This is a genomic window from Streptomyces sp. NPDC032198 (assembly GCF_040636975.1).
Classification (GTDB): Bacteria; Actinomycetota; Actinomycetes; order Streptomycetales; family Streptomycetaceae; genus Streptomyces.
The window spans coordinates 1-18,285 of sequence record NZ_JBEZVL010000010.1; the positions used below are offsets into that span (position 1 = coordinate 1).

General features: G+C 72.2%; 15 protein-coding genes. 7 read left to right on the forward strand and 8 right to left on the reverse strand.

What is annotated here, in order from left to right:
* The 3 genes from AB0E78_RS25770 to AB0E78_RS25780 all read right to left on the reverse strand — a co-directional run.
* On the reverse strand, positions 1-608 hold a 608-nt coding region (locus AB0E78_RS25770; protein WP_361836835.1), incomplete at its 3' end, for an ATP-binding cassette domain-containing protein.
* Between the two features lie 118 nt (positions 609-726).
* Positions 727-1,569: a DUF4097 family beta strand repeat-containing protein gene (locus tag AB0E78_RS25775; protein ID WP_361836838.1), complete on the reverse strand. Its 843-nt coding sequence runs from the start codon at positions 1,567-1,569 to the stop codon at positions 727-729.
* Positions 1,570-1,675: 106 nt separating this feature from the next.
* A complete protein-coding gene (locus AB0E78_RS25780; RefSeq protein ID WP_361836840.1) occupies positions 1,676-2,218 on the reverse strand; it encodes a hypothetical protein in 543 nt (180 codons plus the stop codon).
* A 324-nt stretch (positions 2,219-2,542) separates the two neighbouring features.
* On the opposite strand from AB0E78_RS25780, the gene AB0E78_RS25785 reads away from it, so the two are divergent.
* Complete coding sequence (locus tag AB0E78_RS25785) at positions 2,543-3,154, forward strand: TetR/AcrR family transcriptional regulator (protein ID WP_361837732.1); 612 nt, start codon at positions 2,543-2,545, stop codon at positions 3,152-3,154.
* A 33-nt stretch (positions 3,155-3,187) separates the two neighbouring features.
* Here AB0E78_RS25785 and AB0E78_RS25790 read toward each other — a convergent pair whose 3' ends face one another.
* Together AB0E78_RS25790 and AB0E78_RS25795 are read right to left on the reverse strand one after the other, a co-directional pair.
* Positions 3,188-4,033, reverse strand: coding sequence for a MaoC/PaaZ C-terminal domain-containing protein (locus AB0E78_RS25790; protein ID WP_361836842.1), 846 nt, complete (start codon positions 4,031-4,033; stop codon positions 3,188-3,190).
* 395 nt (positions 4,034-4,428) lie between these two features.
* Positions 4,429-5,748: a 3-oxoacyl-ACP reductase gene (locus AB0E78_RS25795; protein ID WP_361836844.1), complete on the reverse strand. Its 1,320-nt coding sequence runs from the start codon at positions 5,746-5,748 to the stop codon at positions 4,429-4,431.
* Positions 5,749-5,820: 72 nt separating this feature from the next.
* Between AB0E78_RS25795 and AB0E78_RS25800 the strand changes: the two genes are divergently transcribed.
* The 3 genes from AB0E78_RS25800 (at position 5,821) to AB0E78_RS25810 (ending at position 10,895) form a co-directional block, all read left to right on the forward strand.
* Positions 5,821-7,098 (forward strand): acetyl-CoA C-acetyltransferase, encoded by a 1,278-nt coding sequence (locus AB0E78_RS25800; protein WP_361836846.1) that lies wholly within the window; start codon positions 5,821-5,823, stop codon positions 7,096-7,098.
* Positions 7,099-7,223: 125 nt separating this feature from the next.
* Positions 7,224-9,122, forward strand: coding sequence for an AMP-dependent synthetase/ligase (locus AB0E78_RS25805; RefSeq protein ID WP_361836848.1), 1,899 nt, complete (start codon positions 7,224-7,226; stop codon positions 9,120-9,122).
* Positions 9,123-9,206: 84 nt separating this feature from the next.
* Positions 9,207-10,895 (forward strand): alpha/beta hydrolase, encoded by a 1,689-nt coding sequence (locus tag AB0E78_RS25810; RefSeq protein WP_361836851.1) that lies wholly within the window; start codon positions 9,207-9,209, stop codon positions 10,893-10,895.
* A gap of 35 nt (positions 10,896-10,930) precedes the next feature.
* Here AB0E78_RS25810 and AB0E78_RS25815 read toward each other — a convergent pair whose 3' ends face one another.
* Positions 10,931-11,779, reverse strand: coding sequence for a helix-turn-helix transcriptional regulator (locus AB0E78_RS25815; protein WP_361836853.1), 849 nt, complete (start codon positions 11,777-11,779; stop codon positions 10,931-10,933).
* Positions 11,780-11,969: 190 nt separating this feature from the next.
* Here AB0E78_RS25815 and AB0E78_RS25820 point away from each other — a divergent pair, with 190 nt between their 5' ends.
* A complete protein-coding gene (locus tag AB0E78_RS25820; protein ID WP_361836856.1) occupies positions 11,970-13,451 on the forward strand; it encodes an MFS transporter in 1,482 nt (493 codons plus the stop codon).
* A 171-nt stretch (positions 13,452-13,622) separates the two neighbouring features.
* Entirely contained in the window at positions 13,623-14,312 is a 690-nt protein-coding gene (locus tag AB0E78_RS25825; protein ID WP_361836859.1) for a maleylpyruvate isomerase N-terminal domain-containing protein, read from the forward strand.
* Positions 14,313-14,372: 60 nt separating this feature from the next.
* On the opposite strand, the gene AB0E78_RS25830 is transcribed toward AB0E78_RS25825, so the two are convergent.
* The gene (locus AB0E78_RS25830; protein ID WP_361836861.1) at positions 14,373-15,716 is read right to left on the reverse strand and encodes a fibronectin type III domain-containing protein; all 1,344 of its coding nucleotides are present in this window, start codon (positions 15,714-15,716) and stop codon (positions 14,373-14,375) included.
* A 323-nt stretch (positions 15,717-16,039) separates the two neighbouring features.
* Here AB0E78_RS25830 and AB0E78_RS25835 point away from each other — a divergent pair, with 323 nt between their 5' ends.
* Positions 16,040-16,909 carry an AraC family transcriptional regulator gene (locus AB0E78_RS25835; RefSeq protein WP_361836864.1) on the forward strand — a complete coding sequence of 290 codons (870 nt, stop codon included), beginning with the start codon at positions 16,040-16,042 and terminating at the stop codon, positions 16,907-16,909.
* 59 nt (positions 16,910-16,968) lie between these two features.
* Here AB0E78_RS25835 and AB0E78_RS25840 read toward each other — a convergent pair whose 3' ends face one another.
* On the reverse strand, positions 16,969-18,126 hold the full coding sequence (locus AB0E78_RS25840) for a lipase family protein (protein WP_361836867.1): 1,158 nt from the start codon (positions 18,124-18,126) through the stop codon (positions 16,969-16,971).
* Positions 18,127-18,285: the final 159 nt, after the last annotated feature.

An 18,285-nucleotide genomic window follows, 5' to 3' on the forward strand; every position in this document is an offset into this window, starting at 1 on the left:
GTGACGCCGTCCGTGACGAGTTCGCGGATGATGGCCCACATGTTGTGGCGGGAGCGGGGGTCGAGGCCGGTGGTGGGCTCGTCGAGGAAGATGATCCGCGGGTTGCCGACCAGCGTCATGGCGATGTCCAGGCGGCGTTTCATGCCGCCGGAGTAGGTCGAGGCGGGCTTCTTGGCGGCTTCCACCAGGTCGAAGCGCTCCAGGAGTTCGGTGGCGGCTCGGCGGCCCTGCTGCTTGGGCAGGTGGTGCAGGTCGGCCATGAGGAGCATGTTCTCCTCGCCGGTGATCAGGCCGTCGACGGCGGAGAACTGTCCGGTGACACCGATCGCGGCGCGCACCTTGTGGGGGTGCGTGGTGAGGTCGTGGCCCGCGACCTGGGCCTGTCCGCCGTCGGCGGTGATGAGCGTGGAGAGGATCTTGACGGCGGTGGTCTTGCCCGCGCCGTTCGGGCCGAGCAGCGCGTACACGGAACCGGTGGGGATGCGGATGTCGATGCCGTCCAGGACGGTCTTGTCGCCGTAGGACTTGCGCAGACCGACGGCGGAGACGGCGGTCGATGCGGGGTGACCATTGTTCTGACTGGATGTGGACATGACAGATGAAGGCATGGGGCCCTCCTGATCGAAGGCTGAGGTGTTGGGGGGGAGAGGCTTGCGGGCGCCCGGCCCCGGTCGCGGCCGGGGCCGGGGCGCTGAGGCGCTGAGGCGCTGAGGCGCTGGGGCGCGCTCAGGCGCGGGAGCGGCGGAGGTCGATGTTGCCGTGCTTGGTGCGGGCGCGGATCTTGACGGTGTCCTCGGTCTCCGCCGGGCCCTCGGACGCGGTGAGCGTGTTGCGCACCTGCCCCTTGTCGGAGCTGACGTCCAGCCAGGCGGCCGTACCCTCGCGGATGCCCACCTCGATGGCGCCGTAGTTGGTCTCCAACTGGACCGTGCCGCGAGCGACTTCGCCGACGCGCAGGGTGCCGTGAGCGTTGGTCGCGGTGACCGATCCCTCGGCGCGCACGATATCGATGTCGCCGTTGGCGCCACTCACCCGCAGGTCGCCGGTGACGGCGCCGATGGTCGTGCTGCCGTGCGAGTTCTTCAGCACCGCGGGGCCGTCGACGAGGCCGACGCGCATGCTGCCGGAGCTGGTGGTGATCTCGGCCAGGCCCTCGACCCGGTCGACGGTGATCGAGCCGTGCGAGACGGTCAGCTGGAGAGGCCCGGTCGTGTCGAGGCGTACGTCACCGACCGAGGCCTTCACGTGGACGTCGCCGAGCCGGCCCTCGCCGTACACCTGGGTCCAGGAGCCGGTCACCTCGGCGTGCGAACCCGTGGGCAGTTCGACCGTCACGTCGACGGCGCCCGCGGGGCCGATGAGGAAGCGGTCCTTCGTCCTGATGGTCAGGACGCCGCTGCCGTACGTGACCTCGGTCTGCTCGGCGGCCCGTGCGTCCTTGTCCTTCTTCGGGTCGTGCGCCTTGACCTCGACGACCGTGTCGGGCCGGTCGCTCGCGACGAACTGGATGGAGCCCGCGCCCACGTGTGCCGTGGTCGAGATCGGTTCGGGAGTGTCGAAAGAAGGCATGGCTGTCCCGTCCTCTTGGGTCTTTGGGGCGTCCCCGCTGGTGGGACGTGGTGTCGGTGACGTGGTGTCGGTGACGTGCTGGGAGGGGTGGGGCGGGGCCGCGTGGTCAGCGCACCCAGCCCGTGATGCTCTGTCCGGTCGTGTGGGCCTTCTGCGGCGTACGCGGCCGGGCGTCGCCGTCGACCGCGGCCGACACGGCGCGGATCAGCCATGCGTTGACCGAGAGGCCCTCGCGGTTGGCCGCCTCCTCGGCGCGGGCCTTGAGGTGGGCCGGCAGGCGCAGGTTGACGCGGGCGGTGCCGCCCTCGTCGCCGTCGGCGGGGGCCTGCGACTTGAACGGTTCGGCGGGGGCGTACGCGGGTGCGGGCGCGGGTGCGTCGCTCGGGTCGGTGGTGCCACTGTCGGTGGGCGGCAGCGTCACCACGAAGTCGGGGTCGAGCCCCCGCAGCCGTACGTCGACCGAGCCCGGGGCGAGCTCGCGGGTGATCTCGTCCATCGCGGCCGAGAGCACGTTCAGCATGGTCAGCCGGGTCGCCGACTCCAAGGGAGCGGTGAGCCGGTCGGCCAGCTCGCGAGCGTCTTCCCCGCCGGCTTCGGCGGCCACCGCGAGTTCGCGGCGGAGGGTGTCGACATACGGGGTGAGGTCCATGACGTCATCATGGCACCATCTTGGCGCCATCCGCAAGCCTGGTGGCGCCTTGGGTGGGGTGGAGGGTGGGTTCGGCTTGGATTACAGGCGCTTGACCTGCGGAAATAGAGTTCTGGTGGGGCGGGGCATTGTGGCGCCAGACTTTGGCGCCAGTTGGCGCCATGTGGTGTCGGGGGTGCTGGCAGCCGTGGGGGTTCGAGGGGCTGGTCGTAGGCTGGCCCTTCTGTGCACAGGCTGTGGGGAAGGGGCGCCGGGGTGGGCGACGTGAAGGTCGGGGTGGCTGGTGGTGCCGCCGGCCGGGCTGCGGGGAAGCGGCAGAAGCGGATGCCGCGGGCCGTGCGGGAGCAGCAGATGCTGGACGCGGCCGTGGAGATCTTCGGGCAGCGGGGGTACCGGGCGGCTTCCATGGATGAGATCGCGGAGGTCGCGGGGGTCTCGAAGCCGCTGGTGTACCTGTATCTGAACTCCAAGGAAGAGCTCTTCACCGCGTGCATCCGGCGGGAGGCCGCGGCGCTGGTCGCGGCGGTGCGGGGCGGGGTGAGCGGGAGCGGGTCCGCCGACCGGCAGCTCTGGGCCGGCCTGCGGGCCTTCTTCACGCATACCGCGGAGCGCCCCGACGCGTGGGTGGTCCTGCATCACCAGGCGCGGACGCAGGGGGAGCCGTTCGCCGCCGAGGTCACCGTGATGCGCGAGGAGATCGTGGCGTTCGTGACGTCCCTGATCGCGGAGGCGGCACGGGAGGCGCACCGGAAGCCGGAGCTCGCGGAGCGTGAGGTCGCGGGCCTCGCCCAGGCGTTGGTGGGAGCCGCGGAGTCGCTCGCGGGCTGGGCGAACGGCGACGCCTCGGTGTCCGCGAAGGAGGCTGCGGCGACGCTGATGAACTTCGCGTGGGCGGGGCTGGGGGAGCTGATGGAGGGGCGGCGGTGGGTGCCGTGAGGGTGGGCCTTGCCGCCTTGCCGCCTTGCCGCCCTAGCTGGTGCTGAGGGGGCGGAGGGTTCCGGTGACGTGGGTGGTGGCGCTGCTGGTGTCACGGAGCTGGAAGTCCGGCCCGTCGGCCGCGTAGGTGACTGTGCCGGGGAGCAGCACGGGGGCCTTGAAGTCGGCCTGTGCGTGGGCGGATTCGGGCGTGCCGTACTCCGCCAGGCAGCGGGCCACGGTCCACATGCCGTGGGCGATGGCTCGGGGGAAGCCGAGGAGGCGTGCGGTGAGGGGGTACAGGTGGATGGGGTTGCGGTCACCTGAGACGGCGCCGTAACGACGGCCGAGGTCGCGGGGGAGGGGCCACTCGGCGAGGGCGGGTGCGAGGGCGGGTGCGGGGGCGGGTGCGGGGGTGCTGTCGGGCTGCGTGCGGGTGCTTGTGGGGGCGGTGGTTCGGTGGCGGGCCAGGTAGGTGCTGCTGGACGTCCATACCGTGTTGCCGTCGACGCGGGCCTCGGTGACGAGGGTGGCTTCGGTGCCGCGCCGGTGGGGCGCCAACTGGGATGCGTGGACGGAGAGTTCGAGGGTGTCCGCGGTGGTCAGGGCGCGATGCTGGGTGATCTCGATGGACGTGTGGACGAGACCGAGCAGCGGCAGCGGGAAGGCGCGGGTGGTCATGAGGCGCATGGCCAGGGGGAAGCTGAGGACGTGGGGGTAGGTGACGGGGAGGGTGCGCGGGGCGGTGCGGAACCCGCAGAGGCGGGAGTAGGCGGCTAGGTGCTCTGCGCTCGGGCGTACGTCGCTGAGGGTGGGGCGTGCGGTGGGGAGGGGGGCGTCGGGGCGGGGCCGCTTGAACGGGGAGAGGATCGCGCCACGGAGGAGCAGGGGGCCGAGCATGGGGGTCCTTTCGGGGGTGCGGGGCCCTGCGGGGCTTGGCGGGGCTGCGGGGCAGGTTCGTCTTGGGGTGCGGTGCCGTGCCGGTATGTCCGTCCTCGCTATCGTCCGGTGGCCGCGGGGCTACTTCGGAGCTGGAGCGCCGCGAGCCGTGCTCCGGGCGGACATACCGGCACGTCCCCTCGGGTCTCGATGCCGGCTGCGGCCGGTCGTTGGCTGATCGATGGTGGTGCGGGGCAATCGGGTGGGTGGGTGGGAAATGCTTGTTCGGTCAGGGGTGGATGCGGGGCGATCGGGTGGGTGGGGAAGGCTTGTTCGGGGAGAGGTTGCGCCGGGGGGTCGGATTGGTGAGTGGGGGGCCAAGGATGCCGGGCCACCGGAGGCTCGTTGGGGCGAGGCTATGCGCCGAGAAGGCTTTGGCCGCAGACCCGGACCGTCTGGGCGTTCACGGCCGCTGAGGCCGGGGAGGAGAGCCACGCCGTGGTCTCGGCCACGTCCACCGGAAGGCCCCCCTGCCCAAGGGAGTTCATCCTGCGCCCCGCCTCGCGGATGAAGAGCGGAACCGCCGCCGTCATCTTCGTCTCGATGAAACCGGGGGCCACCGCGTTCACGGTCACCCCGTACTCCGCGAGCGCTCCCGGCGCCAGAGCCCGCACGAGCCCGATGATCCCCGCCTTGCTGGCGGCGTAGTTCGTCTGACCGGCATTCCCCGCGATCCCCGCGATCGACGCCGTGGCCACGACGCTCCCGCCCCGGTTGAGCGTCCCGGACGTGAGCAGCGCGTCCGTCGTGCGCAGCACGCTCGTCAGGTTCACGTCCAGGACCGGGTTCCAGCGGTCCGTCGGCATGTTCGCCAGCCTGCGGTCCCGCGTGATCCCCGCGTTGTGGACGAGGACGTCCAGGCCGCCGGGGGCGAGCGCCGACGCCATGCGTTCCCCGGCGTCGTCCGCCGTGATGTCCAGCGGCAGCGCCGTACCGCCCAGCCGTTCCGCGACCCGCGCCAACTCCGCCTGCGCGGACGGCACATCGAGTACGACCACATGCGCCCCGTCCCGCGCGAGGACCTCCGCCACCGCCTCGCCGATCCCCCGCGCCGCCCCGGTCACGAGCGCCGTGCGGCCCGCGAGGGGACGGGCCCAGTCGATGGGCCCCTGTGGCGCGGGCTCCCCCACCTCGATTACCTGGCCGCTCACATACGCCGACCTCGGCGACAGCAGGAAACGCAGTGTCGATTCAGCGGCCGCCGCCGACCGCATCCGGACCAGCGCCGCCGTGCGGCCCTTGCCCAGCTCCTTGCCCAGGGAACGTACGAAACCCTCCAACGCCTGTTGCGCCGCTGCCTGGTGGTGGTCCGACGGCGAGATGGGGGCGCCGAGCACCACCACGCGGCCGTTCTCCGCCACCGAACGCACCACGGGGTGCAGCGCCGCATGTACGAGGGTGAGGTCAGAGGTGTTGCTGATGCCCGTGGCGTCCAGTATCACCGCCGTCGGGTGGGTGGACTCGGAGACGAGTTCGAGGGGTGTTCGCGCCAGCGTCGATGCCAGTTCCGGCTCGTGAGGAGAGGCGTCGCCTGCTGTCAGGTGCAGCAACTCGCCCTCCAGGAAAGGACTCTGCGGGGTCCAGCGGCGCAGCGTGGACGGCTGGGGCAGGCCGAGCCTCCGGGTGAGGAAGCGGCCGGGTGCGGTGCCCGTGAAGTTCAGATAGCGGTCGGCCATTGTCCAACTCCCAGCTCGGTCGTAAATTTACTTCAGAGTAAGGTTACTCAAGGGTCAGGAGCTGGTCGAGACATGAAACTGCCCACCACCCGCCGCGTGGCGGTCATCGGCGGCAGCCGCATCCCCTTCGCACGCTCCGACGGTCCGTACGCGACCGCGTCCAATCAGGAGATGCTGACCGCCGCGCTCGACGGGCTCGTCGAGCGGTACGGGCTCGAGGGCGACGGCGCCGTGGGCGAGTTCGTCGCCGGTGCCGTGCTCAAGCACAGCCGGGACTTCAACCTCGCCCGCGAGACCGTCCTCGGATCGCGCCTCGCGCCGACCACACCCGCGTACGACATCCAGCAGGCCTGCGGCACCGGTCTGCAGGCCGTCATCGCCGCCGCCAACAAGATCACGCTGGGGCAGACGGAGTCCGCCGTGGCGGGCGGCGCGGACACCGCGAGCGACGCCCCGCTCGGTGTCAACGACTCCCTGCGGAAGATCCTCCTGTCCGCCCGCCGCGCCAAGTCCGCCGGAGGCCGCGTCAAGGCGCTCGCCCGCATCCGGCCCTCGCACCTCGTGCCCGACATCCCGCGCAACGCGGAGCCCCGCACCGGGCTTTCGATGGGCGAGCACGCCGCCGTGACCGCCCAGAAGTGGGGCGTCACGCGCGAGGCGCAGGACGAGCTGGCCGCCGCCAGCCATCAGCGGCTCGCCGCCGCGTACGACAGGGGGCTCCTGGACGGGCTCGTCGTGCCGTTCCGCGGTCTTGAGCGGGACCAGAATCTGCGGCCCGGGTCGACCGTGGAGAAGCTGGCGAAGCTTCGGCCCGTCTTCGGGGTGAAGGGGCCCAACCCCACCATGACCGCCGGGAATTCGACCCCGCTGACCGACGGCGCCGCCGTCGCCCTGCTCGCCGGTGAGGAGTGGGCCGAGGCGCGCGGGCTCGAACCGCTGGCGTATCTGACCGCGTACGAGACCGCAGCCGTCGACTTCGTCGGGGGTGATGTCGCGGGCGGCGAGGACGGGCTCCTGATGGCGCCCGCGTACGCCGTGCCGCGGATGCTGGAGCGGGCCGGGCTCGGGCTCGCGGACTTCGACTTCGTCGAGATCCACGAGGCGTTCGCCTCGCAGGTGCTCGCCACGCTGGCCGCCTGGGAGAAGCGGGGCCTCGGGACCGTCGACCGGGACCGGCTGAACGTCGCCGGGTCCTCGCTCGCCACGGGGCACCCCTTCGCCGCCACCGGCGCGCGGATCGTCGCCACCCTGGCGAAGCTGCTCGCCGAACGGGGCACCCCCGGGCGCGGGCTGATCTCGGTCTGCGCGGCGGGCGGACAGGGGGTGACGGCGATCCTGGAGCGGTACTGATCCGCCGCGGGCCCTCCCCGACCGGAGTCCCCCGCAGCCGGCTCCCCCCAAAGTCGGCAGCCCCTTACTGAACCCCGGGCGCCCCTGAAATCCGCCCGCCCCACACCGACAAGGAGCCGCCACCCATGTCACCCGTCTCGCCCCGGCCCGCCCTGGTGGAACCGCACTTGCGGCACCTCGACGGCGTCGTACGCGAAGTGTCCGTGCCGCCGTTCGCCGCCGCCGTCCGCAGCGGGTCCCTCGCCGACATCCCCTTCGACAACGCCCGCGAGGCCCCCGCCGAAGCCGTGCTCTCCCGCAAGGGCGACGACGGGCGGTGGCGGGACGTGTCCGCCGCCCAGTTCGCGGAGGAAGTGCTCGCCGTCGCGAAGGGGTTGATCGCCGAAGGGCTCGCTCCGGGGGACCGGCTCGCCATCATGGCGCGTACGACGTACGAGTGGACGCTCCTCGACTTCGCGGGCTGGGCCGCCGGGCTCGTCACCGTGCCGGTCTACCCGACCTCCTCCGCCTACCAGACCCGGTGGATACTCCAGGACTCCGGCGCCGTCGCACTCGCCGTCGAGACCGCGGCGCTCGCCGCCTCGCTCGGCCCGGAGCGGGACCGGATGCCCGACCTGAAGCACCTGTGGGCCTTCGAGAAGGGGGACGTACGGCGCCTCGCCGAGCTGGGGCGGAAGGCGGGGATCTCCGACGTGGAAGTGGCGGGCAGGCGGGCCGAGCTCGGGCCCGACTCCGTGGCCACGCTCATCTACACCTCCGGCACCACCGGGCGGCCCAAGGGCTGCGTCCTGACCCACGGCAACTTCTTCGCCGAGGTCGACAACGCCATCGAGCTGCTCCACCCCGTCTTCAAGTCCGTCAGCAAGGAGCCCGCCTCCACACTGCTCTTCCTGCCGCTCTCCCACGTCTTCGGGCGCATGGTCGCCGTCGGCTGCCTGCGCGCGCGGGTACGGCTCGGGCACGCGCCCAGCATCCAGACCGAGGGCCTCCTGACGGATCTGAGCGGCTTCCGGCCCACCTTCCTGCTCGCCATCCCGTACGTCCTGGAGAAGGTCTTCAACACCGGGCGCGCCACCGCCGAGAAGATGGGCCGCGCCTCCTCCTTCGACCGCGCCGCCCGTATCGCCGTCCGCTACGGCGAGGCCGTCGAGGCGCGGCAGCACGGCACGGGACCCGGCCCGGCGTTCGGGCTCCGGCTGGCCCGCGCGCTGTACGACCCGCTCGTCTACCGGCGGATTCGCGCGGCCCTCGGCGGCAAGGTGCGGTACGCGATCTGCGGCGGTTCACCGCTGGGGCGCCGCCTCGCCGCGTTCTACGCGGGGGCGGGCATCGAGATCTTCGAGGGGTACGGCCTGACCGAGACCACCGCGGCGGCGACCGTGACCCCGCCGCTGAAGCCGAGGCTCGGCACGGTGGGCTGGCCGCTGCCGGGCACGCGCGTGCGGATCGCGGACGACGGCGAGGTGCTGCTCGCCGGGGGCCAGGTCTTCGGCGGCTACTGGGACGGGCAGGCCCGGCGCGTGGTGCCCGCGAGGGCGGAGTGGTTCGCGACGGGGGACATCGGCGCCCTCGACGCCGACGGATACCTCTCCATCACCGGGCGCAAGAAGGACATCCTCATCACCACCGGCGGCAAGAACGTGGCGCCCGCCCCGCTGGAGGACTGGCTGCGCGCCCACCCGCTGGTCGGCCAGTGCATGGTCGTCGGCGACGACCGGCCGTACATCACCGCCCTGATCACGCTGGAGCCGGACGGCATCGCGCACTGGTGCCGCATGAAGAAGAAGGTGCACACGGGCCCGGGTCTGGCGGACGACCCCGATCTGCGCGAGACCCTGCAGCGAGCCGTGGACGAGGCCAACAAGCTCGTGTCTCGCGCCGAGTCCATCCGGCGGTTCGCCGTGCTGCCGGTGGACTTCACCGAGGAGAGCGGCCATCTGACCCCCTCCCTGAAGCTGAAGCGGGACGCCATCGAGCGCGACTTCGCGGCGGAGATCGAGGGGCTCTACGGACACGCACGGTAGCGGATGTCACGCACGGTCACCTGGACGGGCGGGGCCGCTGCCCCGCGCTTAGGGTGATCGAGGGGCAGACCCAGGGAGGTTGCCGTGCGTGGAGCTGTGGCACTCGCCGGCGTGACAGCGCTGGCCGTCGTGGGGACAGGAGCCTGGCTGCCGGGCGAGCGCGCGGCGGCCGGACGCGGGGTGGACGGACGCGGGGTGGACGGACGCGCGGCGGCCAAGCCCGCGCCGGACCCGTCATCCTCGTCCGCGCCGTCATCCGCGCCGTCGTCCTCGCACTCGCCCGACCTGTCGCGGTACTACACGCAGAAGATCAAATGGGGAGCCTGTGAGGGGGCCGGGGAGGGCCTCATGTCCGACTCCGACGCCACCGCCGTGCCCAAGGACAAGAGCATCCAGTGCGGCAGGATCACCGTCCCCCTCGACTACGCGAAGCCGGGGCGCGGCAAGGTCAAGCTCGCCATGATCCGCATCAAGTCCAGCGGCAAGCCCCGGGGCTCGCTCCTGCTGAACTTCGGCGGCCCCGGCGGTGCCGGGGTGTCCGGGCTGCTCGCCGCGCAGAAGGAGTTCGAGTACCTCGGCAAGGGGTACGACGTCGTCTCCTTCGATCCCCGCGGTGTGGGCGAGAGTTCGCCCGTGAGCTGCGGCGACGCCGGTGAGCAGGAGCCGGAGATGGCGGGGGACTCGGCCGACCCCGGTGCCGTGCTCGACGAGATGCGCAAGATATCCGAGGAGTGCAGGAAGAAGTCGGGGCCCGTCCTCCCCTACGTCGGAACCGTCAACGTCTCGCGCGACATGGACGTCATGCGCGAGGTGCTCGGCGACAAGAAGCTCAATTACCTCGGCTTCTCGTACGGGACGCGGCTCGGCGCCGTATACACCGCGCAGTTCCCCAAGAACGTCGGACGGATGGTCCTCGACGGCGTGGACACGCTGACCGAGGACGTCGCGGAGCAGGCCCTGGTGAGCGCGGAGGGCCGGCAGACCGCCCTCGACAACTTCATCAAGTGGTGCACGGAAAACGCGGGTTGTGTCCTCGGCACCGACTCGCGTGCGGCACGCGGCAACATGGCCGAGCTGATCAAGGGCCTCGACACGTATCCGCTCCAGTCATCGGACGGCGCGGAGTTCACCGGCCAGGACGTCGTCGACGTACTCGGGCAGGCGCTCTACAGCAGGCAGTCGTGGCCCGCGCTCTCGCAGGCGCTGGGCGCGCTCCTCGCGGACGGTGACCCCAGGGCGCTGCTGCGGATGAGCGGATCCCTGGCCGAGCAGACCCGCGGGGGCGGGGTCGCCAGGGTGCGCGGGCGGGCTCCGCAGGACGTGCCCGCCGACAACATGGCTGCCGCGCTCATGGCCGTGAACTGCGCGGACGACCCGGACCGCCCCGACGAGGACAGCATCGAGAAGGAAGTCGGCAAGCTCCAGGAGGAGTTCGAGTCGACGTCCGCCATCTTCGGGCGTTCGATGCTGATGCCGGTGCTGTTCTGCTTCGGGCGGCCCGCGGGCACGGACTACATCCGTGACGACGTACGCGACGTGAAGAGCCCCGACTTCCTCCTCGTCGGCACCCGCGGCGACCCGGCCACGCCGTACCGCTGGACCGAGGAGACCGCGAAGCGGCTCGGCTCGGCGGCGGTCGTCCTGGACAACAAGGGCGACGGACACACCGGTTACGCCGGGTCGAAGTGCGTGCGGGACAAGGTGGACGGGTTCCTGCTGTACGGGGAGATGCCGCGGACCGGGAGCTCGTGCGGGGCGGACGAGGAGGATTAAGGGGAGCAGGGGGATTGAGGGGGGGGGCAGGAGGATTACGAGCGGGCCGCCGGGTCGAGGCGGAGCATCGCGTCCTCCGTCTCCGTGCCGACCGGTGCCTGGTAGCTGACCAGGCGCTGGCCGCCCGTCCTGGCGAGCTGCATCGTCTCGTACGTCAGGGTCATCGTGCCGACCTTGGGGTGCGCGAAGGTCTTGACGCCGCCGCCCCGCTCCTTGACGTCGTACCGCTCCCACAGGCGGGCGAAGTCCGGTGACTTCAGGAGCAGTTCGCCCACCAGGGCGGCGAGCTCGGGCGAGTCGGTGTCCAGCCCGCCGACCGCGCGCAGATGCGCGACCGAGTTGGCGACGGTCTCCTCCCAGGGCACGTAGAGGGCGCGGCCCACGGGATGCAGGAACAGATAGCGCGTGATGTTGCGCTTCTCCGGCGGCCAGTCCCAGAGGCCGGGCAGGAGGTTGCGGCCGGGCGCGTTGGCGGCCAGCAGGTCGTTGTGGCGGCTGACCACGTACGCGGGGAGCGGACGCAGGGCCTCCAGCATCCGCAGGATGGAGTCGCGGACGGTGCGGTCGGTGGTCGGGCGGGGCTCCGTGAGGCGGCCCGACGCGAGTTCCGCCAGGTCGTGCAGCCGCTCGTGGGCGTCGCCGCTCAAGCGCAGGGCGCGGGCCAGGGCGTCGATGACGGAGGCGGAGGGGTTCGTCTCGCGGCCCCGCTCCAGGCGCGTGTAGTAGTCGACGCTGACCCCGGCGAGGGTCGCGAGCTCCTCGCGGCGCAGCCCGGGGGTGCGGCGTAGGCCGGTGCCGACCGGCAGCCCGGCGTCGGTGGGGCTGATCTGCGCCCGCCGCGCGCGCAGGTACCGGCCGAGCTCTGTTCCCTCTGGTGCTGCCATGCGTCCATTCTCCCCGGTGGGCGGCGCGCGTGGGGGGCCGTGTCAGGGCCAGGAACGGTGCGGTCTGCCGGGGAGGCGGCAAGGAGCGGAGTCTTTGGTGTGCGTCCGGTGCGCCGGTGCCGCCGGTGCCGCCGGTTCTTCGCCCCGCCCCGCTCGTCCCCCCGCTTACACGACTCGCAGGAGTAACCCCATGCCGCTCACGGACACCGCCACCGCCACCGCCACCGCCACCACGTCCGCCACCGCACGGCCCGCCCGTGGCGCACACGTCCCAGGCCCGGCCCGAAGTGACAGAGGCACCCGAGATAGGGGGCCCGGCCCCACCCCCTCCCGGACCGCCGCTCTCCTCGCGTCGCTCCTCGGCTTCACCGTCATCACCGTCGACGTGTCCGCCGTGAACATCGCGCTGCCCGCCATCCGCACCTCCCTGCACGGCGGCATGGCAGGCCTGCAGTGGGTCGTCGACGCGTACACGCTGATGTTCGCCGCCCTCATGCTCTCCGCGGGCGCCCTCGCCGACCGGGCGGGAGCGCGCCGCGCCTACGTGTGGGGCGTCGGGCTCTTCACCCTCGCCTCGCTCGCCTGCGCACTGGCCCCCGGTATCGGCGCGCTCATCGCCGCCCGCGTCGCGCAGGGCGGGGCCGCGGCGATCGTCATGCCCGCCTCGCTCGCGCTGATCCGGCAGGCGTACGACGACCCGCGCAGCCGCGCACGTGCCATCGCGCTGTGGACGGTGGGCGGTTCGGTCGCCATGGCCGCCGGGCCCGTACTGGGCGGAGTGCTCACCGAAGCAGCGGGCTGGCGCGCCGTGTTCCTGCTCAACCTGCCCGTCGGGGCCGTGATCCTGGCCCTCCTCGCCCGCACCGCCCCGTCCACGCGCCGCCCCGCACCCATCGACCTCGCAGGTCAGGCCACCGCCGTGCTCACCCTGGCGGGCCTCGCCTTCGCGGTGATCGAGGGCGGGCACCTGGGGTGGACCAGCGCGCCGGTGCTCGGTGCCGCCGCCGTGGCCGTCGCGGCGGGCCTCGGCTTCTACGTCACCGAGAAGCGGCACCCTGCGCCGATGGTCCCGCTCGGCATGCTGCGGGACCGCCGGGTCAGCGTCTCGCTGGCGATCGGCTTCGCCGTCAACGCGGGCTTCTACGGGGTCGTCTTCCTGCTGGGCCTCTACTTCCAGCAGCTGCGCGGGATGTCGGCGATCGCCGCCGGTCTGATGTTCGTGCCCCTGGCCGCCATCATCACGTCGACGAACCTCGTCTCGCCGCGCATGGCGGAGCGGATCGGGCGCCGCCGGGTCATCGTGGCCGGGCAGGCGGTGCTCGCCCTCGCGATGTTCGTGCTCCTGCCGCTCGCCGCCGACACCCCGCTCTGGCTGGTGCTCGTGCTGCTGATCCCCACCGGCATGGGCGGCGCGTTCGCGGTCCCCGCGCTGACCGCGCTGCTGATGGACGCGGTCCCCGCCGAGCGTGCGGGCACGGCGTCCGGGCTGCTCAACTCCCTGCGCCAGACGGGCGGCGCCATGTCCGTGGCCCTGTTCGGCGCACTCCTCGTCTCCGACGGTACGACGGGCTTCTCGGTCGGCGGGATGCGGGAAGCACTGCTCGCGGTGGGCCTGCTCCTGTGCGCGACGGCGGCACTGGCAGCCTGGCTGCTCCCGAGGGACGGCCGCTGACGGGTCGGCGCGTTGCGGGGAAATCCCGGGGGGAGTGCGGTGGTGAGGGGCGGTGGACGGTGGGCGACGGCTCTTGGGCGGGAGTTTCCTGCAGCGGGGGTGCGGGCCACCCCGCCCACCCGAGCCGGAAAAGCCCGTGGGCCCGAGCCGGTCCGCGGTTACCGTTCCCGCATGCGCCGACAAGCCGAACAAGATGCCGCCACCCCCGGCCCCGTAACCCCCGGATCCGCCACCCCTGGCTCCGTAACCCCCGACGACCTCGACCAGGCCGTCCAGCTTGCCCTTGCCGTCCTCCGTGAAGCGGATTCGGCGGCCTGGGACGGCAAGGCGGGGGCGTTGGAGTGGGACTGTTGGGAGACCGTGGAGCACCTTGCGGATGATCTCTTCGCGTACGCCGCTCAACTCGGCCCGCGGCAGCCGCCCATGGACGGCGAGGTTCCGTTCGTCTGGGAGCCGCGCAGGCCGGGCGGCCCGTCCAACGCCATCCACGCGAACCGTGCCGCCGGCCCCGCCGGGCTGCTCCAGGTCCTGGAGGCGAGCGGGGCCCTGCTGATCGCCATGGTGCGCACGACGCCGCCGACGACCCGCTCGTACCACGGCTTCGGGGTCTCGGACCCGGAGGGCTTCGCCGCGATGGGGGTCGTCGAGACGCTGGTCCACACCTACGACCTCGCCGAGGGCCTGGGGCTGACGTGGGCCCCGCCCGCCGACGTGTGCGCCCGGGTTCTCCACCGCCTGTTCCCCGATGTCCCTTCCGGCGACGACCCCTGGCCTACGCTGCTGTGGGCCACGGGCCGGGGCGAACTCCCGGGGCAGGCGCGGCGTACGTCGTGGCGCTGGTACGGGGAGCCCCGCGGGTGATGTGCGGAGGAGTCCGGGAAGCCTGTCGCGGCTTCCCGGACCCCTCGATAGGCGGGCGGCTCAGGCGGTCGGCGTGGCCGACGCCTCGGGGGAGAGGGCGGACTCAAGGCCGTCCTCGTTGACGGTGGCGACGGCGTAGTAGTACTTCGTGCCGCCCGTCAGGCCGCTGTCCACGTACTCCGTGTCGCTCGTGACGTGGGTGAACTCGGCGTTCTCCTTGGTCACTTCGGGATGCGTCGAGCGGTAGACGCGGTAGCCGGTCACCGGTGCCTCGTCGCTGCCGGACGGGACGCCGAACCAGCTGAGCCGCACACTGCCCGCACCCGGCGTGACGTCATAGATCTGCGTGGCGCCCGGCGGCCGCGGCTCCGAGTACGTCGGCCTGACCGAGGCGGAGGCGGGCGAGGAGACGGAGTGCTGGGACGTGGCGACTACGGCGTAGTAGTAGTCCCGCTCGCCCTCGCCCTCGCCCACCGTGGCCGTGTACTCGGTGCGCGTCACGTCGGCCACGCGGTTGGCCGGGTCGGTGATGTCGACCGGCGAGGTCGTGGAGCGGTAGACGGTGTAGGAGGAGACCGGCACGTACGGGCTCTGCGACCACGACAACGTGAGCCGCTTGCCCACGAGTTGGGCGTTGCCGAGGGCGGGGGCCTTGGGCGCGGTGGCGTCGGTGACGGTCTTGGTGCCGTTCACGCTGTTCGACGACCCGGACTCGTTCCCGACGGCGTCGACGCCCCGCACCTCGTAGAAGTACATCTGGCCCGGGTCGCCCTTCGTGTCCCGGAAGGTCAGCGACGTCGTCGAACCGACCTTGACGCGACGGGCGTTGGGGGATTCGGCGCGGTACACCACGTACTTCGCCGCGTCCGAGTCGCCGGTGCGCCACGTCAGCGTCACTCCGCGCGCGTCCTCGCTGACGCGGGTGAGGTCGCGCGGCGCGAAGGGCGCGACCGTGTCCCGGGTGCCGCGGAGCGGTTCGGTGTACGGCGAGACGTGACCGGTGTCGTCCAGGGCGCGGACCTTGTAGGCGTACGCGACGTCGGGGTCGGCGCCGCCGTCCACGTACGAACTCGCGGGCCCGGTGCCGAGCAGCTCGTAGGGGCCGACCTCGTCCGGGTCCGTCCCCTCGGCCTCGGCGCGGTACACCTCGTAGGCGGTGGCCGCGGAGAGCGGGCTCCAGGACAGGGATATGGACTCGCGTCCGGATTCGACGCGGAACCCCTCGGGGGCGTCGTACAGGGGGTTGTCGGGCTGGTCCGGGTCGTCGCCGACGCCGCGTTCGGCGGAGCTGGGGGCCGTGGCGGGCGCGGCGGCGTGGGCGGTGCCGGTTAACCCGAGGGCGAGGACGACGACGGCGGCCGCGGAGGCGACGGCTGCGGGCCGGAGATGACGGCGTTGAGACACGGCTGGCGTTCCCTTTCCGGTGGAACCACGTACGGACGTACGGGGGTACGGGATGCACTCGTGGGGGGAGTTGATGGCGCTGGGGTGGTGCTGTGGCGCTTTCGCTCAGTGGTGCCGTGGGGGCAGGAAACTGTAGCCGCACACGGCCCGCGTCCGGTAGGCGGCTCACCGGCGACCCGACCCGACCCGACCCGACCCGACCCGACCGACCGGACCGACCGACCCCACCAGCCGGACCCGACCCGACCCGACCGGGCACAGGATGTCGGGTCCGGCAGGGTGGGTTCTTCCTAGCGTGAGGCGTGAAAGGGAAGGAGTCCGGGGTGCTTGAGCGGTTGAACCAGGCCATGGACCACATCGAGGCCCGCCTCGACCAGCCGATCGACGTGGCCGACCTCGCGCGGACGGCGGTGACGTCGGAGTACCACTTCCGGCGGCTGTTCTCCGCGCTGGCGGGGATGCCGCTGTCGGAGTACATCCGGCGCAGGCGGCTGACCGTCGCGGGAGCCGAGGTGATCGCCGGGGAGCGGACGCTCCTGGAGGTCGCCGTGCGCTACGGCTACTCGTCCGGCGAGGCCTTCGCGCGGGCGTTCCGCGGGATGCACGGCGTCGGGCCCGGCGAGGCGAGGCGGGGCGGCGCGACCCTGCGCTCCCAGCCACGGATGTCCTTCCGCCTCATCGTCGAAGGGAGCAGCAGCATGCGGTACAAGGTCGTCGAGAAGGAAGAGTTCCGGGTCGTCGGCAGGAAGGCGCGGGTCCCGCTCGTGCACGAGGGCATGAACCCGTACATCGCCGCGTTCATCCGGGGGATCGGGCGGGAGACGCTGCAACGCGTCGAGAGCCTGTCGGACCAGGAGCCGCAGGGGATCATCTCGGTGAGCGACAACCTGGACGAGAGCCGAGCCGAAGGGACCGAGCTCGACTACTACCACGGTGTGGTGACCGGAGCGGCGGTGCCCGACGACATGGACGCCCTCACCGTCCCCGCCGGGTCCTGGGCCGTGTTCGAGAGCGCGGGGCCGTTCCCGCAGACGCTCCAGTACATGTGGCGGGACGTGTTCACGCAGTGGTTCCCGTCGAACCCGTACCGGAGCAGGCCGGGCCCGGAGATCCTGCGGACCCGCCTCTCGGACGACGGCACGCGGGCGGACGCGGAGCTGTGGATCCCGGTGGAGCGGACGGCGGCGGTCTGAGCGATGGCGCGCGGCGGCTTCCCGAAGCCGCCGCGCGCCACCGAACTCGGCCCGGTCGGTCAGCAGTTGCCCCGCGCCGGCTTGCCCGCGAACCGCTCCGCGAGCCAGTTCGCCGCCAGCGGCGACTGCGTGATCACCCCGGAGACGTGCTCGCCCAGCGGAACCGTGTGCCACTCGACGTTCGCACCCTTGGCGCACCAGTCCTTGCGGACCTGCGTGCCCACGCCGTACGGGATCAGCTCGTCGGTGATCACGTGGTACTGGTACACCGGCGCGTCCGGAGCCCGCGTGCCGACCGTCGACTCGCGAAGACGCTGCTGCCAGTCCGGCTGGTCGAGGGGGTTCCGCACCGTCATGTCGGAGATCTTCTTGAAGGAGCCGAGGACCGCGCCGTCCGCCACACAGCTGTTCCGCAGCGTGCCGATCAGCTTCTCGCCCGCCGGGTTCAGGTACGACTCCAGGTTCAGTTCGGGGAAGGCCGCGTCCTGTCCGATCGCCGCCATGAAGACCAGGCCCGAGCCGTACGAACCGTTGTTGAAGGCCGCCACCTTCTTCAGGTCGCCGGGGATGCCGCCGGCCGCCGTGCCCTTGACCTTCAGGTCGGGGGCGTACGAACCGTGCAGCTCGGCCGCCCAGCCGGCGGCCTGGCCGCCCTGCGAGTAGCCCATGATGCCGACCGGGGTGTCCTCGCCGAGCCCGGCCTCCGGGAGGCGGATCGCGGCGCGGGCCGCGTCGAGCATGGCCTGCCCCTCGGCCCTGCCGACGGTGTAGGTGTGGTCGCCGGGGGTGCCCAGACCCTCGTAGTCCGTCACGGCGACCGCCCAGCCGCGCAGGGTGAGTTGCTGGATCAGATTCGCTTCGAGGGCCGTCCCCTTGGGGAAGCCGGCGCTCGGGGCGCAGTGGTCGCCCATGCCGATCGTCCCGACGGCGTACGTGATGAGGGGGCGGGGTCCCCTCCTGCCGTCCTGCGGCACGATGACCGTGCCGGAGACGGTGTTCGGCTCACCCTTCGCCGTCGTCGACCGGTAGTTGACCTTCCAGGCCTTGGTGTTGGTCGGCTGGCCCGGCAGCGGGTGGAAGCTGCTCGGTGCGGAGCTGACGACGTCTCCGGGGGCGGCGGCGTCCGACGGTGCGGCCTGCGCCGTCACCGGGGTGACGGCCGACAGGCCGAGCGCGGCCACCACGGCCAGGGCTCTTGCGCTGGAACGAACGTGCATGCGGCTCTCCCGACTGTGCTCAGTGGGTGGGGTCACTGTCCTCAGGGGCTGGGGCGTCATTCTGTGTGCGCCGTGCAGGCGTTGACGGTAGTGACGCGCGAGCGGGTCGAGCGCTGGCGGGAGCGCTCACCTTTGTTGACTCCGGAGGATCCCCCGGCC